Annotated in this window: 18 protein-coding genes; 7 read left to right on the plus strand and 11 right to left on the minus strand. The window is 61.5% G+C overall.

Annotation, left to right across the window (positions count from 1 at the left end; translation table 11 throughout):
* Positions 1 to 105 precede the first annotated feature (105 nt).
* The 5 genes from ACRESH_RS03455 to ACRESH_RS03475 form a co-directional block, all read right to left on the minus strand.
* Complete coding sequence (locus ACRESH_RS03455) at positions 106 to 1,515, minus strand: toll/interleukin-1 receptor domain-containing protein (protein WP_431740624.1); 1,410 nt, start codon at positions 1,513 to 1,515, stop codon at positions 106 to 108.
* A 193-nt stretch (positions 1,516 to 1,708) separates the two neighbouring features.
* Positions 1,709 to 2,158 (minus strand): hypothetical protein, encoded by a 450-nt coding sequence (locus ACRESH_RS03460; protein WP_431740625.1) that lies wholly within the window; start codon positions 2,156 to 2,158, stop codon positions 1,709 to 1,711.
* A 46-nt stretch (positions 2,159 to 2,204) separates the two neighbouring features.
* The gene (locus ACRESH_RS03465) at positions 2,205 to 2,522 is read right to left on the minus strand and encodes a DUF2388 domain-containing protein (protein WP_431740626.1); all 318 of its coding nucleotides are present in this window, start codon (positions 2,520 to 2,522) and stop codon (positions 2,205 to 2,207) included.
* A gap of 133 nt (positions 2,523 to 2,655) precedes the next feature.
* Positions 2,656 to 3,234 carry a hypothetical protein gene (locus ACRESH_RS03470; RefSeq protein WP_431740627.1) on the minus strand — a complete coding sequence of 193 codons (579 nt, stop codon included), beginning with the start codon at positions 3,232 to 3,234 and terminating at the stop codon, positions 2,656 to 2,658.
* A 12-nt stretch (positions 3,235 to 3,246) separates the two neighbouring features.
* Positions 3,247 to 4,005, minus strand: a complete 759-nt coding sequence (locus tag ACRESH_RS03475; RefSeq protein ID WP_431740628.1) for a DUF2092 domain-containing protein — start codon at positions 4,003 to 4,005, stop codon at positions 3,247 to 3,249.
* A gap of 143 nt (positions 4,006 to 4,148) precedes the next feature.
* Here ACRESH_RS03475 and ACRESH_RS03480 point away from each other — a divergent pair, with 143 nt between their 5' ends.
* Genes ACRESH_RS03480 through ACRESH_RS03500 form a run of 5 tightly spaced genes read left to right on the plus strand, consistent with a single transcriptional unit; the run spans position 4,149 to position 8,732 of the window.
* Entirely contained in the window at positions 4,149 to 4,748 is a 600-nt protein-coding gene (locus ACRESH_RS03480) for a paraquat-inducible protein A (protein WP_431740629.1), read from the plus strand.
* Complete coding sequence (locus ACRESH_RS03485) at positions 4,745 to 5,389, plus strand: paraquat-inducible protein A (protein WP_431740630.1); 645 nt, start codon at positions 4,745 to 4,747, stop codon at positions 5,387 to 5,389. The genes ACRESH_RS03480 and ACRESH_RS03485 overlap by 4 nt, the downstream gene beginning before the upstream one ends.
* On the plus strand, positions 5,370 to 7,025 hold the full coding sequence (locus tag ACRESH_RS03490) for an intermembrane transport protein PqiB (protein WP_431740631.1): 1,656 nt from the start codon (positions 5,370 to 5,372) through the stop codon (positions 7,023 to 7,025). The genes ACRESH_RS03485 and ACRESH_RS03490 overlap by 20 nt, the downstream gene beginning before the upstream one ends.
* A gap of 17 nt (positions 7,026 to 7,042) precedes the next feature.
* The gene (locus ACRESH_RS03495; protein WP_431740632.1) at positions 7,043 to 7,594 is read left to right on the plus strand and encodes a PqiC family protein; all 552 of its coding nucleotides are present in this window, start codon (positions 7,043 to 7,045) and stop codon (positions 7,592 to 7,594) included.
* A 25-nt stretch (positions 7,595 to 7,619) separates the two neighbouring features.
* Entirely contained in the window at positions 7,620 to 8,732 is a 1,113-nt protein-coding gene (locus ACRESH_RS03500; RefSeq protein ID WP_431740633.1) for an AI-2E family transporter, read from the plus strand.
* A gap of 132 nt (positions 8,733 to 8,864) precedes the next feature.
* Here ACRESH_RS03500 and ACRESH_RS03505 read toward each other — a convergent pair whose 3' ends face one another.
* From ACRESH_RS03505 to ptrR, 3 genes are all read right to left on the minus strand, one after another.
* Positions 8,865 to 9,824: an HlyD family secretion protein gene (locus ACRESH_RS03505; protein WP_431740634.1), complete on the minus strand. Its 960-nt coding sequence runs from the start codon at positions 9,822 to 9,824 to the stop codon at positions 8,865 to 8,867.
* 3 nt (positions 9,825 to 9,827) lie between these two features.
* Positions 9,828 to 10,193, minus strand: coding sequence for a DUF3302 domain-containing protein (locus ACRESH_RS03510; RefSeq protein ID WP_431740635.1), 366 nt, complete (start codon positions 10,191 to 10,193; stop codon positions 9,828 to 9,830).
* Positions 10,194 to 10,267: 74 nt separating this feature from the next.
* Entirely contained in the window at positions 10,268 to 11,155 is an 888-nt protein-coding gene (ptrR, locus tag ACRESH_RS03515; RefSeq protein WP_431740636.1) for a putrescine utilization regulator PtrR, read from the minus strand.
* 104 nt (positions 11,156 to 11,259) lie between these two features.
* On the opposite strand from ptrR, the gene ACRESH_RS03520 reads away from it, so the two are divergent.
* Together ACRESH_RS03520 and ACRESH_RS03525 are read left to right on the plus strand one after the other, a co-directional pair.
* A complete protein-coding gene (locus tag ACRESH_RS03520) occupies positions 11,260 to 12,654 on the plus strand; it encodes an aldehyde dehydrogenase family protein (RefSeq protein ID WP_431740637.1) in 1,395 nt (464 codons plus the stop codon).
* 105 nt (positions 12,655 to 12,759) lie between these two features.
* Positions 12,760 to 13,656 carry a universal stress protein gene (locus ACRESH_RS03525; protein ID WP_431740638.1) on the plus strand — a complete coding sequence of 299 codons (897 nt, stop codon included), beginning with the start codon at positions 12,760 to 12,762 and terminating at the stop codon, positions 13,654 to 13,656.
* Positions 13,657 to 13,659: 3 nt separating this feature from the next.
* Here ACRESH_RS03525 and ACRESH_RS03530 read toward each other — a convergent pair whose 3' ends face one another.
* The 3 genes from ACRESH_RS03530 to ACRESH_RS03540 all read right to left on the minus strand — a co-directional run bounded on the left by ACRESH_RS03530 (position 13,660) and on the right by ACRESH_RS03540 (position 15,784).
* Entirely contained in the window at positions 13,660 to 14,418 is a 759-nt protein-coding gene (locus ACRESH_RS03530) for a phytanoyl-CoA dioxygenase family protein (protein ID WP_431740639.1), read from the minus strand.
* 9 nt (positions 14,419 to 14,427) lie between these two features.
* Entirely contained in the window at positions 14,428 to 14,883 is a 456-nt protein-coding gene (locus ACRESH_RS03535) for a carboxypeptidase regulatory-like domain-containing protein (protein WP_431740640.1), read from the minus strand.
* Between the two features lie 79 nt (positions 14,884 to 14,962).
* On the minus strand, positions 14,963 to 15,784 hold the full coding sequence (locus ACRESH_RS03540) for a helix-turn-helix transcriptional regulator (protein ID WP_431740641.1): 822 nt from the start codon (positions 15,782 to 15,784) through the stop codon (positions 14,963 to 14,965).
* Positions 15,785 to 15,810: the final 26 nt, after the last annotated feature.

The raw sequence follows: 15,810 nt of genomic DNA on the forward strand, positions 1-15,810 counted from the left end.
AACGCTCAGCCCTGCCGGTACGTCTGGAGCGCGAAAGGTGAAGACATTTTGCGCAAGATCCAGCGTGCCCGAGAGGTCATGGCGGGTACGCCCGTAGAGAATGTTTTATCTGAGACAGAACACTAGCGCGTGATATTGGTTCTGGTGGAATGCGGGCTGGTCATTGCTATCAAAATAGCGAAAGGCAAGCGTATCGCCCAACGCTGAGCGTTCCATCACCACCAGGCTTATGCCCAGACGATTGGGTTGCGCCAATCCGTCAATACCCAGGTTCTTTATTCCTGTCGCCAGCAAGCCATTGTCATACAAGAACATCTGTCCAAAGATGCCCTCACCGTTGGCCCGTGGGTATTGATTGGCATTGCGATAACCAATACTTGCTACTCGTCCCTCTTCATCGTATTCGACACGATGTACCGTGATTTCCGAGCGTACTGACGAATCTGTAGTTTCCGCGAACCCCATTGCTCCAGTGTTTGTACTTAAACCGACCATCGCCCGCTGTTCCTTGCGAAACTCGATGTAATGCACCTTGCCCTGATCCGCTTTTTCAAGCTCGCTGAAGGTCTTCTGCAGCACCAGTTGGTTGTTGTGGTCACGCAACTCGGCTTTCTCGATAGCGCCGTCTTCACGGTAGAAAATGCTTTGTACCGCAGCGTTCTGATTGTCCTTGTCATCGCGCAAATGCCCGGCACTGTTGACGCGCAACACGCGCCGCACCTTGTAGTGGCGCGATTCAACCTGATAGTGCGTTTCACGGCCACGACGCACGTTCTGGTCAATTTCACCGACGCCTTGCGGGATACCCCAACGGGAGCCAAGGTTGGCGTAATAGCTCACCTGCAGACGGTTATAGTCCCAGACCCAGATCGAAGCGCCCACCAATAGCCCTGCTGCGATGCCGCCGAGCAGGCGGCGAATCTTCTGCCTGCGCCGCTCGCGCCGGGCAAAGGCGTCATAGCCCAGCCCCGTAATGCCAGCCATTGCCTTGAAAAAGGCGACTTTCCAGCCATCACCACCCTTGCGCAGATCACCCGCGATCGGTTCGGTACGCACGTTACCCAACTGCCCTGACGCGTCAAGCCGAAAGCGCAATGCCGGAGCGAAACACTCCAGGCTCACCTGGGCCGGATCGTCGCTGGCATTGGGCTCGCCATCGAGCATCAAGGCCAGAATGCGCTCCGAACGACCGAGCGACTTGAAATAGCGAATTTCTTCGTTGACCCAGCGCGAGGACGCCGCCGAGGGGGAGCACAGCACTATAAGGTAGCGAGAGGCGCGCAACGCATCTTCGATCGAGCTACCGAGATCGGCAGACATCGGCAGTTCTTCGCGATCGCGGAAAATCGGAAACAGCGTTTTCGGCACAGGCCCGTCACGACCGGGACGCCCGATCAGGTCACGGGGAATACGGTAGGTTTCCAGGCGTTTGTGCAGGCGCTTGGCGATCCGCTGGTCGCGGGACGAATAAGAGATGAAAGCCCAATAGCGAAAATCGCTGTGCGTCTCGGTCATACGCTCACCCAGGCAGGCTGGCCTTTACGTTACCGACGCCAGCCGCGCCGACGTCAGCGTCCGATGCTGGATAGGCCTACAAGGCATGGCTTCATGCGAAGCCTCTGGACTGACGACAGGCCAGAAGAAGATTAGAAGACTGCGGCACATCCTGCTAGGCGAGGCGCATACGCAACGTACCCTACGCACCGTTTCAAGGGCTGACCTGATAGCCCTTGCCCTGCAGGCAGCTGGTGTAAGCCGTGGCGTTGCTTGACGCACTGGCCTGGCGTTGGGCCCGGCGCTCCTGGCGTTGATGCGCGCCACCGACCACGGCACCGGCTGCCGCCGTTTCCTTGGCGCGGTTCTGCCGGTACTCCTGCTTCACATCGTCGTCGACACGGTCATAGACTTCGTCATGCTGACGGCCACGCACCTCGGCCCCTACCGCACCGGCGGCGGCGCCGACAGCCGCGCCCCTGACCCGCCCGCCCGCCACGGGCGGCGCGGTCGAGGCGCTGTTGGCGACATTATGACAATCGTTGATGTCCAGCTGAATCTGCTGTGAGCTCTGGCCCTTGAGGGGCACCACGGTTTCGGCCCACGCCGGGGCGCTGGACAATGACACGAGCAGGCAAAGACCGAGTGGCGATAATCTGAACATGATGGGTTCCGTTTCTTGTGGGAGCACCAGCCCCTGCCAGGATAGCTCAGCGCGCGCTACCCAGTTCGTCCTGGGTCAGGATCGCCCGGGCAATGTCTTCATCGCTGGCTTGCAAGCCGGGGTTGTCCTGGCGAATACGCTGCATCATCGACTCCAGGTAAACGCCACGAATAGCGCCGCCACTGGCAATGAACGAAGAGGCATCGTCACGGGCCGGGATGACGCGTTTGTCATCCTTGAAGGTGGAATACAGCGAAGCGGATATCCCCGCCGAGGTGGCCACATCTTTGGCGTCCACATCGGCCAGAGCGATGCCCACGGGCAAGCAAAAAACGAGCGAAGAAGCCATCAGTAAACGACGCATGGTGGTGCCTCCGGAAATAGAGTACCTACGTCAAATAGGATACTCGCAGTGGCACCCAAGTTCCCTGCTCTCGCCAGCTCCGGATGCTCGCATGTGCAGTTTCAGGCAGGAGCACATTTGTACTCCAGCGTATTCAAGGAGCATTGACCACTACATAAGTGACACTGCTGCCCTGGTACTGGGGCTGGAACCAGGTCGATCCGCATTGCAGGTAAGCCGTGTTGTAGCGCACCACCTGCACACAGTCGGCCGGCATCTGCGAGGGCCGGAAAATCGCCCCGACCACCGCCGCGGTGGCCACCACGGTGGCGGTCACTGCCGCAGCGGCCGCTATCGGGTGATAGTCATCGTCATAGCCATAGCGCCCGCCGCCATCGACATCGATATCGACGTCACGGTGGTTGTCGATGTTGACGTTGCGCGTCCCGGTGTTGACGTAGGCACGGTTGCCGGCATTGATATGACGATTGTTGCTATCGATCTGGCGATTGCTGTTGACCTGGCGGTTACTGTTGGCGCGGTTGCCCGCTACGTTCTGCCGGGTATTGATCCGTTGGGCCCGTGGCGCCCCCGCCGCTGGCGCGCGGTTCACCGAGGCTCGGGCATGGCCCATGGCCCGAGGGCCGGCGTCAGCCTCGAACACCGGTACCAGCGTCAACAACGACACGCTCAACAGCGACAACAGCACAGTGCACGAGGCGATCCTGAACATGGCGGCGCTCCCCTACTCGCTGGCTTTCTTCAATGGAATGGCAACATCGCCCTTACCCGGCACGAAGGTGAACTTCACCTGTTTGCTGTCCGGCTTGAGGTTCCAGCTATACACCGCGGTGTACTCGGGGGCGCTGGCCTCGCTGGTGGTGGTGATGACCAGCTTGCACGGCAGCGGTTGCTCCTCACGGGTCAGCCACAGCTGCCAGTCGACATCAGCCTGGCGAAAGGCCAGGTGATCGCAGAGCTTGCCGTTGATGGTCGAGGGGCCGATATACAGCGCGCTCTTGATCCCGTCGATCTGGGCCTGGTCGCTGCCGAACAGGAACAGGTCTTCGAGGGGCAACTGGATGCCGTAGTAGGTCTCCAGGCGGTGCAGGGTTTCGACCAGAGTCGGCGGCGCCTCGACCGTGGTGTAGTACTTGAGATAGGGCGAGTACTGGGTCAGCTGCTTGCCGTTGTAGAAAAACTCCAGGGTGCGAGTATCGCCGTCGCTCCTGGCGTACAGGTGGTTATGACCGTCCACCTGCAGCACGTTGAGCGACTCGCTTTTGATCTTCTGCCCCGAGTCCAGCACCGTGTCACGCGTGGACTGGGCGCTGACCTTGAAGGTTTTGAGGCCGCGCAGGTACTCGCCCATGTCGATGAGCTTGTCGATCACCCGGGGGTTGCGCACGGTTTGCGCGTCATTCGCCGCAGGGGCCTCTTCGGCCAGGGCGAACAGCGGTTGGGCCGTCAACAGCAGGCAAAGAACACAGTTCACTGGTTTCATCTGCGCACTCCGTGCGGGTGAGCCGAGCCAGTTAGGTATAGCCCAAGTTCATCGCCAGCCCCTTGGATGACGGAAAAATCCGCGGGCTTGCTCACACGCCGACTATATTGACCTAGTCTCCGCCCGCAGCCTGAGCGCGCACCATGCTGGATACCGATCAGCTGATCATTTGCGAACATTGCGACTGCGTGTACCACAAGGTCTCCCTCGGCAAACACCAGAAGGCCTTGTGCCGGCGCTGTGGCGCCGTGCTGCAACGTTACAACGGCCTCACGCTGCAGCAGCGCCTGGCCTTGAGCATCACCGCCGGGGTGCTGTGGCTGCTGGCCAATTTCTACCCGGTGATGAGCATCAGCCTGCAGGGTTTTTCCAACAGCGCCACCCTCTGGGACTCCGTTCGCGCCCTGGCCACCGGACCCATTACCTTCATTGCCCTGGTGGCGGCGATCTCGATCATCATCGCCCCGATGTTCCAACTCCTGTTGCTGATCTGGGTGCTGTGCTTTGCCTTGGCCGGACAGCGTTCGCCGGCCTTCAGCCTGTGCATGCGCTGGCTGGAAACCCTGCGGCCGTGGAGCATGCTCGAAGTCTGCCTGCTGGGCGCCATGGTCGCGGTATTCAAACTGGCCGGCCTGCTCGATGTGCTGCCCGGTATCGGCCTGTTGGCCCTGGCGGCGCTGAGTCTGTTGATCATCCGCGTGGCCGGCCGTGATATCCGCGAATTGTGGGACGCCCTGCCATGACCCGCCCGCCGTTGGCCTCGGAGCTCAACCTGGTGCTGTGCCACGCTTGCGGCAAAGCCTGCGATGCCAGTCACGCGGCGCATCACTGCGACCGCTGCGGCGCCCCGCTGCATGCGCGCAAGCCCGATTCGCTGACCCGCACCTGGGCCTACCTGATCGCTTCGCTGGTGTTCTATGTGCCCGCCAACCTGCTGCCGGTAATGAACACGAAAATGCTTGGCAGTGGCGACGACAGCACCATCATGAGCGGGGTCATCGAATTCTGGTCGCACGGCGCCTGGGATATCGCCCTGATCATCTTTATCGCCAGCATCGCCGTGCCGGCGACCAAATTTGTCGCCCTCGGCCTGTTGCTGGTAACCGTACAGCGTGGCAGCAATTGGGCGCAGAAGGAACGCTCCAAGCTCTACCGCTTCGTCGAGCTGATCGGTTATTGGTCAATGCTTGATGTAATCGTCGTGGCCTTGGTCGCCGCCTTGGTCAAGTTCCAGGCCCTGGGCGACATCGAGCCGCGTCCGGGCATCCTGTTTTTCGGCCTGGTGGTGGTGTTCACCATGCTCGCCGCCATGAGTTTCGACCCGCGAATGATCTGGGAAAGCCGTCAACCCGAGGAGTGCACGGATGAAGTCAGCAGCCACTGAAGAGCCGCCTGTGCCAGGCCCATCGACGGTCAAGAGCCGACGCCTCAATGTGTCGCTGGTATGGATCGTGCCGATTGTCGCGGTGCTGGTGGGCATTTCGCTGGTGGTACAAAACTGGTTGCAACAGGGGCCGACCATCCAGATCACCTTCAAGACGGGCGAAGGCCTGACCGCCAACAAAACCGAGGTCAAGTACCGCAACGTGGTGATCGGCCACGTGACGACAGTGGAATTGAGCCACGACCAGAAAAGCGTGACTGCCACGGTGAATCTGGTCAAACAGGCCGATAACTTCACCCGCGAAGACGCGACTTTCTGGGTGGTTCGCCCACGCATTGGTGCTGGCGGCATATCCGGCATCGATACCCTGCTTTCCGGCGACTTTATCGGTGCCGATTCCGGGCAATCGGATAACCGCGCCAAGGTCTTCAAAGGGCTGGAGATGCCGCCACCCATCACTTACGGCGAGCCCGGCAAGCGTTTTACCCTGCACACCGACGACCTCGGCTCGCTCGGTGTCGGCTCACCGCTGTACTACCGCAAGATTCCAGTGGGTCAGGTGGTGGCCTATGAGCTGTCCAAGGACGGCAAGGGCGTAGACATCGAAGTCTTCGTTCACTCGCCCAACGACGTCTTTGTCACCAACAACACCCGTTTCTGGAATGCCAGCGGTATCGACGTCGAGGTCGGCGCCAATGGCTTTGCGGTGCGTACCGAGTCGCTGTCGTCACTGCTGGTGGGGGGCATCGCCTTCCGTACGCCGCAATACAACCCCGAAGACCAGGTGGCTGCCGAAGACAAAGTGTTCGAACTGTTCGAAGACGAGAAAACCGCCCTCGCCCCGCCCAACGGCAAGCCCCAGTACCTGGCCCTGCGCTTTGACCAGGCCCTGCGCGGCCTGAAAGTGGGCGCACCGGTGGAATTTCTCGGGGTGGAAATTGGCCGGGTGGTATCAGTCAACCTGGATTTCGATGCCGAGCAGCGTTCCTTCCCGGTCAATGTCGGTATCGTCATCTATCCGCAGCGCCTGGGCCGGGCACACACCAAGCTGATCAAGGCGCTCAATCACAATCCCGATGACGAACAGGCCGCCGCCCACATCCTCGGCACCTTTGTCGATAACGGCCTGCGCGCCCAGGCCCGCAGCGGCAACCTGCTGACCGGGCAGCTGTACATCGCGCTGGATTTCGACCCGAAAGCGCCAAAGGTGGCCTTCGATCCGACGGCACGGCCCATCACCATCCCTACCGTCCCGGGCAGCCTGGAACAATTGCAGGAACAGTTCCAGGCCATGGTCGAGCGCATCAACCGCCTGCCGATCGAGCGCATCGCCAACAACCTGGACGCCAACCTGGTGGAATTGCGCAAGGGCCTGGCGCAGTTCAACAGCCGCACCTTGCCCGGGGTTCAGGGCACCTTGCAGGAGGTCAGCAAGACCCTGCAGTCGGCCAACTCGACCCTGGCCGACGACTCGCCCCAGCGTGAACAGCTGACCCAGACCCTGGACGAACTGGGGCGCATGTCGCGCTCGCTACGTGAGCTGGCCGATTACCTGGGCCGCAACCCCGATTCCTTGCTGCGCGGCAGACCCAAGGACGCTCCGGCCGACACCCTGAAACCCTCGTCGCGCAATTGACCGCAGGAGCATCGACCATGGCGCACGCCGCAAAATTCGCACTACTGGGCCTGGCAATGTTGCTGGCGGCTTGTCGCAGCGACCCGATTCACTACCACACCCTGATTCCGCAGCAACCGGCGCCTGCCAGCACAGTCGATGTGCAACTGGAGCGGGTCAGCGTGCCGCCCCAGGTCGACCGCCCGCAGGTGGTGATTCGCCAGAGCAACAGCGGCCTGGCGATCCTCGAAACCGAATGGTGGGGCGCAAGTCTGGCCGATGAGTTGCAGAATGCCCTGGTCAACCAGTTCGCCACCCGCAGTGGCCAGTCGCGCCTGAGCTTGCGGGTTGATGTGCAACGCTTTGACTCGGTGCCGGGGCAGTACGCCTTGTTCGATGCCAGTTGGCGCCTGCGCGCGGCCAATGGCAACGGCGGTGCCGCGCTCAACTGCCACAGCGTGATCCAGACCCCGGCCGGGGCAACCATCGATGACCTGGTGCTGGCTCATCAGCAGAACCTCAAGCGCTTCACCGAGCTGGTCAGCCAGACCGCCCGCAGCGGCGCCAGTCGCTGTCCGGCAGCGCGCTAACTCATCCACGTACAAGGAATCTGTCATGGCCGACAATCGACCGATACAGTTTGGAAACGGCAGAGAACTGCTGGATGTCTTGATCCGTGCGGGATTGATCGCGGTACTGGTGATGTTCTGCTTCGAGATTTTCAAACCCTTCCTGAGCCTGATGTTGTGGGCAGTGATCCTGGCGATCACCCTCTACCCCTTGAACCAGCGCCTGAGTGGCTGGTTCGGCAATCGCCCCGGCTGGTCTGCGGTGCTCTTGGTGATTGTCGGCCTGGCCTGCCTGATCGGCCCTTTGAGCCTGCTCGGTACCTCGGTGGCCGAGTCGGTCAGGCTGGGAATCCATGGCTTCGAGGACCACGTCATCGAGATCCCGGCGCCGCCCTTGAGCGTTCGCGACTGGCCCTTGATTGGCGCCCCGCTGTACGGCATCTGGGCGCATGCCAGTGAAGACCTGAGCTGGGCGCTGTCGCAGGTAGCCCCGCACCTCAAAGGCGTGAGCAAGACTTTGCTGACCCAACTGGCCGGCATCGGTTCGGGAATCCTGGTGTTTGTGCTGGCCCTGATCGTGGGCGGCGTGATCATGGCCAAAGGTGAAAGCGGCCATCGCACCGGCGTCGCCATCGCCACCCGCATCTCCGGCCCCCAGCGTGGCCCGCAACTGGCCGCGCTGTGCACCGCAACCATCCGCGCCGTGGCCCAGGGCGTAGTCGGCATCGCCTTCATCCAGATGCTACTGGTGGGCATAGGGTTAGTGGTCATGGGCGTACCCGCTGCCGGCGTACTGGCCTTGCTGGTGCTGCTGCTGGGGATCACCCAGTTACCGACCCTGCTGATCACCCTGCCCATCGTCATCTACGTATTTGCCCATGACGGCGTAGGCGTCAGCACGGTCATCTTCGCAATCTGGACCCTCCTCGCCGGCCTCTCCGACAACGTCCTCAAACCCTTGTTGCTGGGGCGTGGCGTAGCCGTACCGATGCCGGTAGTGCTGATTGGTGCCTTGGGCGGCATGTTGACCAACGGCATCATCGGCCTGTTCATCGGCCCGGTGTTACTGGCGGTGGGTTACGAACTGTTCATGTCCTGGGTAGCGCAGCCGATAGCTGCAGATAGCCAAGCCGAAGTGCACCCACAGGACAACGTCTAGACAATCAAAGCAAGAGCGGAGTGAGGGCGCAAAGGTGATTCAGCTCCACCCAAGCAAACGGATATGCTCACAAAATGTAGCGCTAGTGAAGGCCTCATCGCGGGGCAAGCCCGCTCCCACAGCAAGCGTCGCTCAATGAAACGGAAAGATAAAATTCATCCACGCAGCCATGCGCAAAAGGATCTTGCGCATCGCCGCAATATGATGAAAGTGCTTACTGTACAGCGCCGCCTGACCATAAGCCCCCCCAGGCATCTGCGCACTGTACTTGGCAAACTCAGGATCAGTAATCTCAATGACCACCGGCACCCGCCCCGCCGGCGGCGAACCGGTAAAGCCGATCAGATTCCCCGACGGCTGCACCTGCCCTTCAGCGATCACCGCAATGACATTCTTCACCCGGCCCTTGAACACCTTGCCAGGTATACCGTCAAAGGCCACCTCCGCCTCATCGCCCGGCACCAACCGTAGTAAACTGTTCTGGCGCATCCAGGCAGCGAAGTAATGGCCTTCCTCGGGAATGAACACCATCGAAGGCCGCAGTGGCAACTTGCTTGCCATCATCCCCCGACGCAGCGACACATGCGTCACATACCCCTTGCTCGGCGCACGGACCACCGTATTGTCCAACTCGAACTGGGCGTTATCGATCTGTGCCTGCAAGTCGTCGACCTGGGCAATAGCTGCTTCCTGCTCACGGCGGGTGCCGAAGTTGCGCTTGATCAGCTCATTGATCCGGTACAGGTCACCCCTGGCCGCCAACTGTTGGGCCTTGAGCGACTGGAGCCGGTACTGAAACGGCGCAGGATCGATGCGAAACAGCACATCGCCCTCTTTCAGCGGCTGATTGCCCAATACCGGCACATCAATCACCTTGCCAGTGACCACAGGAATCACCGGCACCGAAACAAAATAGGTACGCGCCACTTCCGAATAGGGATGGTTGTAGTTCATGGTGAAGATCAACGCACCAATCAGCACCACGCCACCCAGCACCGCGGTAGGCACTGTCCATTTATTCAGAGGAATGCCAAACAGCTTGAAGATCGCCACACAGATCGCAGCGTAGGTGAGCACCAGCAGCAGGTCCATGGCCTAGGTCCCCCCGCCACACTCGAGCTTGGCATCACTGGGTCTGGCCTGAGCCGCCTCCAGTTGCGCCACCCGTTGCTGCAGTGCTTGTAGCTCGCGCTGCAGCTCAGCCGCTGAGGGTTGCCCGGCACTGCCTGTGCCAATGCCCCAGCCTCGGTCCTCGCGGTAGAGCATGGCCCAGATCCACAGGAACGGCCACAGCGCATGCAATGTGAACAAGCTGACCCAGCCGGTGGCATGAATAGCATCCTGATGCGGATGGTTACGGTGAACGGCGATCTCGTAGGGGATGTCGTGTAGCACGATGATGCCGTAGAACAGCACCAGACCGACGAAGATCAACAGACCCAATGCGAAGTAATCAAGCATGGCTGCTCCGGCTCGCACGTGGCATGGGTGCGATGGATTCAGTCTAGCCAATGAAACCTGCGCTACAGCAGGCTTTATCCAGTCGCTTCGACAGACGCGGCCTCGCGGCGCGCCTCAAGCAGTTGGACGAAACTCGACAGGTTCTGGGAGACGGTGCCACGCCGCCAGACCAGCCAAGTGTGTAAATAACGAAAATCTTCGGACAACGGCCAAACGCTGACCGTGGCGTAGCCTGGCATGCTCTGCAGCATGCTGCGCGGCATCAACGCAAGGCCCGCACCAGCACTGACGCAGGCCAACATGCCGTGGTAGGACTCCATCTCGTAGATCTTGCCCGGCACCGCCGCATCAGTGCTGAACCAGCGCTCGAAGTGATGGCGGTAGGAGCAGTTGGAACGAAAGGCATAGATGTTTTCGCCATTGACGTCCTGGGCACGGCTGATCGGCCCGTGGTTGAGCGGCGCGATCAGCACCATCTGTTCCTCGAACACCGGCACGCCGTCGAGGCTCGGATGCAACACCGGGCCATCGACAAAGGCCGCCACCAGACGCCCGGACAGCACACCCTCGATCATTGCCCCCGACGGCCCGGTGGAAAGATCCAGTTCGACCTTGCTGTACTGCTGGTTATAGGCAGCGAGCAAGGCCGGGATGCGCACGGCCGCGGTGCTCTCCAGTGAACCGAGGGAGAACGGCCCCTGGGGCTCTTCGCCCGCCACGGTTATCCGCGCTTCTTCAACCAGGGCGAGGATGCGCCGGGTGTAATCGAGAAAGTTCCAGCCCGCCGGTGACAGCCGCAGGCGGCTCTTCTCGCGGATGAACAACTCGACGCCAAGATCGCTTTCCAGCTGCTTGATACGCGTCGTCAGGTTCGAAGGCACCCGGTGGATGTGCTGGGCGGCAACGCTGATGCTGCCGTACTCGGCCACGGCTTTGAAGATTTCCAGCTGAACCAGGTCCACATCGTTCTCCATTCGTGAATGATAGGATCATTATTATTCAGTTTCCACAACATGCACAGCCCTCTACTCTGGCGCCGATCCCTACTTTCTTGCAGGACAGTGCCATGACCGCGTTTTCCAGCCATACCCATGCCGTGTCGATCAACCCCGCCAACGGCGAGGCCATTGGCCACTACCCTTACCAGTCCGAGGCCGACCTTGGTGCGGCGCTGGCACGGGCTGCGGCCGCTTTCGCCCAATGGCGGCGTACGCCAGTGGCCGAGCGCGCCCAGCTGATCCTCACCCTGGCCAGCGCCATCCGTGACAACGCTGCAGCCATGGCGCGGATGATCACCCTGGAAATGGGCAAGCCCTTGGCCCAGGCCCGTGGCGAAGTGGAGAAATGCGCCCAACTGTGCGAGTGGTACGCCGCTCAGGGCCCGGGCATGCTCAGCGCCGAAGCGACCCTGGTGGAAAACGGCAAGGCCCGTATCGAGTACCGTCCGCTGGGCCCGATTCTGGCGGTGATGCCGTGGAACTTCCCAGTTTGGCAGGTGCTGCGCGGCGCCGTACCGGCACTGATCGCCGGCAACACCTATGTGCTCAAGCATGCGCCGAATGTGATGGGCAGCGCCTACCTGCTGCTTGAGGTGATCAAGCAGGCCGGTCTGCCTGACGGTGTGTTCGAAGTCATCAACGTCACCCCAGACGGTGTTTCCCAGGCCATCAAGGACCCACGCATCGCCGCCGTGACCCTGACCGGCAGCGTACGTGCCGGCATGGCCATCGGTGCCCAGGCTGGCGCGGCCCTGAAGAAATGCGTACTGGAGCTGGGCGGTTCCGATCCGTTCATCGTTCTCAACGATGCCAACCTCGACGAAGCGGTCAAGGCCGCGGTGATCGGCCGCTACGCCAATACCGGTCAAGTCTGCGCCGCCGCCAAGCGTCTGATCATCGAACAAGGTGTGGTCGAAGCCTTTACCCAGAAGTTCGTCGAAGCCACCCGTCAGCTGGTCATGGGGGATCCGTTGTCGGAGCAGACCTACCTGGGCCCGATGGCCCGCTTCGACCTGCGCGACGAGCTGGATGAACAGGTCCAGGCCACCCTGGCTGAAGGCGCGACCCTGCTGTTGGGTGGGCACAAGGTAGACGGCGTGGGCAACTTTTACGCGCCGACCGTATTGGCCGATGTCACCGACCAGATGACCTCGTTCCGCCAGGAGCTGTTCGGCCCGGTAGCCTCGATCATTACCGCCCGCGACGCCCGCCATGCCCTGCAACTGGCCAACGACAGCGAGTTCGGCCTGGCCTCGACGATTTACACCCAGGACCTGGAATTGGCCGCCCAGCTCACCGAGGAACTGGACACTGGCGGCGTATTCATCAATGGCTACTGTGCCAGCGATCCGCGCGTCACCTTCGGCGGGGTCAAGAAGAGTGGTTTCGGCCGTGAACTGTCACACTTCGGCGTGCGCGAGTTCTGCAACGCCCAGACCGTCTGGCTGGACCGCCGTGGCTGAGTGACCATCGGTCAGGCCGTATTGGCGCTGGCGCCGGGGGCGTTGCAGGCAATGGGCTAAACTCTAGCTCGGGGGCTGGCAATGCAACGCGACCGGAGGTGCACCATGAGCCAGTACCAACGCCTGTTCCTGATGGTCGGTGGCGATATGCGTCACACCCCGGCACTGGAGCGCGCCGCCGCCCTGGCCCACGCCACCGGTGCCGCCCTGCATATCTGTGCCTTTATCGAGGAGGTTGACACCCTCGGCGTGATCAGCGGCGACGAGTTCCTGAACCAGACCCGTGAACAGGACACCCGTCAGTGGCTCGCCGACGAAGCCACCTTGCTGCATGACAACGGCATCCGGGTCAGCACTGACGCAATACTGACCCGTGACCTGATAAACGCTGTTCTGGCGCAAGTGAAGGAAATCGACCCGGACCTGCTGATCAAGGATGTGCAGCACGAGCCGGCCTTCAAGCGCCTGCTGTTCACCCCGCTGGATTGGCAACTGCTGCGCGAGTGCCCGTGTCCGCTGCACCTTGTCTCTGCTATGCACTGCCCGTTGCCCCGTGTCGTGGTGGCCGCCGTCGACCCGACTCACCCCGAACATCCCCATGACGACCTTAATGAAGCGGTGATACAAACCGCCAGCGATCTGGCACGCCAGTGCAACGCCGAACTGCATTTACTGCATGTGTGCGACAGCGCCCGCACCCATATGGCCGATTTCGGTGCCGGTACCGTGACCATGCCAGGCTTTGGCAGAGATGTGCGCAAGTCGATCCACAAGGCTTTCGAACACCTGGCTGTGCGTCACGGCGTGCCGCAGGAGCGTCAGCACTTCCTCTCGGCGCCGATTACCCGCAGCATTGCCGACTTCGTCGAGCACAGCCGCACCGACGTGCTGGTGATGGGCAATCATCCACGCAAACTGCTTGAACGCTTGACCGGCAGCACCACCGAGCATCTGCTCGATCACACCTTGTGCAATGTGCTGGCGGTCAAGGCCGTGACCTGAGCATCAGTCGTATTCGGCTTCGGCATGCTCGCCGAGCAGGCGCCGCTGGCGAGGCGTCGCAGCGGCGAGCACTGCCGGGTTGAACTGCCAGTGCAGGTAAGGCGAAAACTTCTGCGCAACCATGCGTCGGCCGTAGTGCACCTGCAGCATCGAGCGGCTGCGGCCAGCGCTGCGGTTGTCGCTGCCGCCGTGCCAGAGTTCGCTGCGAAACATCAGGGCATCGCCCGCCCGGCAGAGAATGCTTTGCGCTGACTGCCCCTGCCACTGCTGCTCCCCGGGCACAGGCTTGCGCCCTGCACGGTGGCTGCCAGGCAACACCTGGGTCGGGCACAGCTCGGCGTCGATGTCGTCCAGGTAGAACTGCACGGTACACACCTGCATCGGCAGCTCGAAGCCGGGGTCGGCCAGCAGTGCCGGAGGCAGCTCCATCACCAGATAGTCCAAGTGCAGCGGCATGCCCTGATAGCCAGGATGGCTGCGCCAGGCGGTCTGGCCGATGATGTGGCAATCCTCGCCCAGCGCCGCCTCAGCCAGTTCGATAACCCCCGGCAGGTCGAGATAGGCCAGCCACAACGGGTCGCGGTTGAACACACACTTGTAGTGCTCCAGCAAGCCGTTGTAATCCCAATGCATAGGCGTAAGCGTGCTGATCGCCGCTTGCAACTGGGCGACCTGTGAGGGCGCGAGCAATCCGGGCAATAGCAGGAAACCGTCACGCTGCAGCGCGCTCAGGCCCAGGCTCAGCAACGGTTGATCGTCCATGCTGGCGCACTACTCGCGCCAGTGCAAGTTGACCTTGACCGGTGCGCTGCCGTCGATCACCACCTGCTGGCGCAACTGTTGGCCATCAAGCGTGGCAACAACCTGGTAATGACCGGCCGGGACCTTGGCGTAGAGCATCGGGCCGATGTCCTGCAGGGTCAGCACCGGCTGGCCGCTGGCAGACTCAATGCGCAGTTCGGCACCGCTCTGGTACTTGTTGTCCGGCCCCGACGACAGGGTGATCTGCAGGTTGTAGCCGCGGGTCTGCTGCAAGGCCCGGGACTCATCGATGCCGATGCCGCCCTCCAGGTAGCTGATGCCATTTTGCTCCTTGGGCTGCAAGTGCACCGCAGACATATCGATGGGTTCTTCAGCGCTCGGTTGTGCCGCTACTGCCGGCACCACGCAGAGCATGGCCAAGGCCAGGGCGAAGCCGCTCAGAAGGCGTTGCTGATCGCTGTTCATGGCTTGTCCTCCACACAGGGACTGGTGCCCCTATTATCCCGTGCAATGCACAGCAGCGGCCCTGTGCCTGACACGCGGCTCAGCCCTGGCGCAACCAGTCGATAAAACGCGCGAACAGCTCCGACTGGGAGTTGATCTGCAGCTTCAGGTAGAGGTTCTTGCGGTGCATGCGCACGGTTTCGGGGGAAATACCCAGTTCGCTGGCCGTGGACTTGGCCGAATGACCACGCAGGATCATGTGCGCCACTTCCCGCTCGCGGTCGGTCAGCACCTGGCAGCCAAAGCTATCAAACGCCGCCTGGATACTGTTGTGCCCAGCATTGTTGCTGGTTTGCGCGAGTCCATGGCGGGCGAAGCGCACCAGCAACTCGCGGACCATCGGCTCGACCGCGCGCAACAGGTTAACTTGCTCGCCGTTGAGGCGCGAACCGCTGCAGCCCTGGAACAGGCTCAAGGATATCTTGCGGGCATCCCCCATGTCGGCAATGAAATAGCTGTCTTCACTGCAGCCAGTGCCCAGGTAATAGGTCTTGTAGTAGTCACTGTCGAAAAAGTGATCCGGGGCGATGTCTTCCAGGTGGTAAAAGCCCTCGGCCAAGCCGCTTTCCACCGCCAGGCAAAAAGGATCGAGCAGGTAGCCCGCAGCGAAATAGCGGTTGAGGATGGCATCGCGGTGCGGCTCGGGAATGCCCTGCTGATACAGCAACTGTGGCGCCTGACCCTGGCATTCGAGGCTGATCATCATCGATTCAACCGCCACCAGTTGGCTGATGGCGGCAGCCAGATGGCCAAGGCCATCCGCTGCTTCGATATGGGCAAAAGCGCTCTGCAGCGCTGCATGCCATTGCTGCAGAGCGCCCAAAGACAGGCAGATAGGGGTTTCAGGAGGTGCGTGGCTCATGCTCCGCAGTCTAACGGCTGGAGCAT

It is taken from the genome of Pseudomonas sp. (assembly GCF_050739775.1).
Taxonomy (GTDB): domain Bacteria; phylum Pseudomonadota; class Gammaproteobacteria; order Pseudomonadales; family Pseudomonadaceae; genus Aquipseudomonas.

Excerpts from the sequence above, each read along its gene's own strand:
- ACRESH_RS03510 (WP_431740635.1), bottom strand. The coding sequence starts at position 10,193 with ATGCTTGATTACTTCGCATTGGGTCTGTTGATCTTCGTCGGTCTGGTG.
- ACRESH_RS03465 (WP_431740626.1), bottom strand. The coding sequence starts at position 2,522 with ATGCGTCGTTTACTGATGGCTTCTTCGCTCGTTTTTTGCTTGCCCGTG.
- ACRESH_RS03535 (WP_431740640.1), bottom strand. The coding sequence starts at position 14,883 with ATGAACAGCGATCAGCAACGCCTTCTGAGCGGCTTCGCCCTGGCCTTG.
- ACRESH_RS03495 (WP_431740632.1), top strand. The coding sequence starts at position 7,043 with ATGGCGCACGCCGCAAAATTCGCACTACTGGGCCTGGCAATGTTGCTG.
- ACRESH_RS03485 (WP_431740630.1), top strand. The coding sequence starts at position 4,745 with ATGACCCGCCCGCCGTTGGCCTCGGAGCTCAACCTGGTGCTGTGCCAC.
- ACRESH_RS03530 (WP_431740639.1), bottom strand. The coding sequence starts at position 14,418 with ATGGACGATCAACCGTTGCTGAGCCTGGGCCTGAGCGCGCTGCAGCGT.
- ACRESH_RS03470 (WP_431740627.1), bottom strand. The coding sequence starts at position 3,234 with ATGTTCAGGATCGCCTCGTGCACTGTGCTGTTGTCGCTGTTGAGCGTG.
- ACRESH_RS03525 (WP_431740638.1), top strand. The coding sequence starts at position 12,760 with ATGAGCCAGTACCAACGCCTGTTCCTGATGGTCGGTGGCGATATGCGT.
- ACRESH_RS03520 (WP_431740637.1), top strand. The coding sequence starts at position 11,260 with ATGACCGCGTTTTCCAGCCATACCCATGCCGTGTCGATCAACCCCGCC.
- ACRESH_RS03475 (WP_431740628.1), bottom strand. The coding sequence starts at position 4,005 with ATGAAACCAGTGAACTGTGTTCTTTGCCTGCTGTTGACGGCCCAACCG.
- ACRESH_RS03455 (WP_431740624.1), bottom strand. The coding sequence starts at position 1,515 with ATGACCGAGACGCACAGCGATTTTCGCTATTGGGCTTTCATCTCTTAT.
- ACRESH_RS03460 (WP_431740625.1), bottom strand. The coding sequence starts at position 2,158 with ATGTTCAGATTATCGCCACTCGGTCTTTGCCTGCTCGTGTCATTGTCC.
- ACRESH_RS03490 (WP_431740631.1), top strand. The coding sequence starts at position 5,370 with ATGAAGTCAGCAGCCACTGAAGAGCCGCCTGTGCCAGGCCCATCGACG.
- ACRESH_RS03540 (WP_431740641.1), bottom strand. The coding sequence starts at position 15,784 with ATGAGCCACGCACCTCCTGAAACCCCTATCTGCCTGTCTTTGGGCGCT.
- ACRESH_RS03480 (WP_431740629.1), top strand. The coding sequence starts at position 4,149 with ATGCTGGATACCGATCAGCTGATCATTTGCGAACATTGCGACTGCGTG.
- ACRESH_RS03505 (WP_431740634.1), bottom strand. The coding sequence starts at position 9,824 with ATGGACCTGCTGCTGGTGCTCACCTACGCTGCGATCTGTGTGGCGATC.
- ACRESH_RS03500 (WP_431740633.1), top strand. The coding sequence starts at position 7,620 with ATGGCCGACAATCGACCGATACAGTTTGGAAACGGCAGAGAACTGCTG.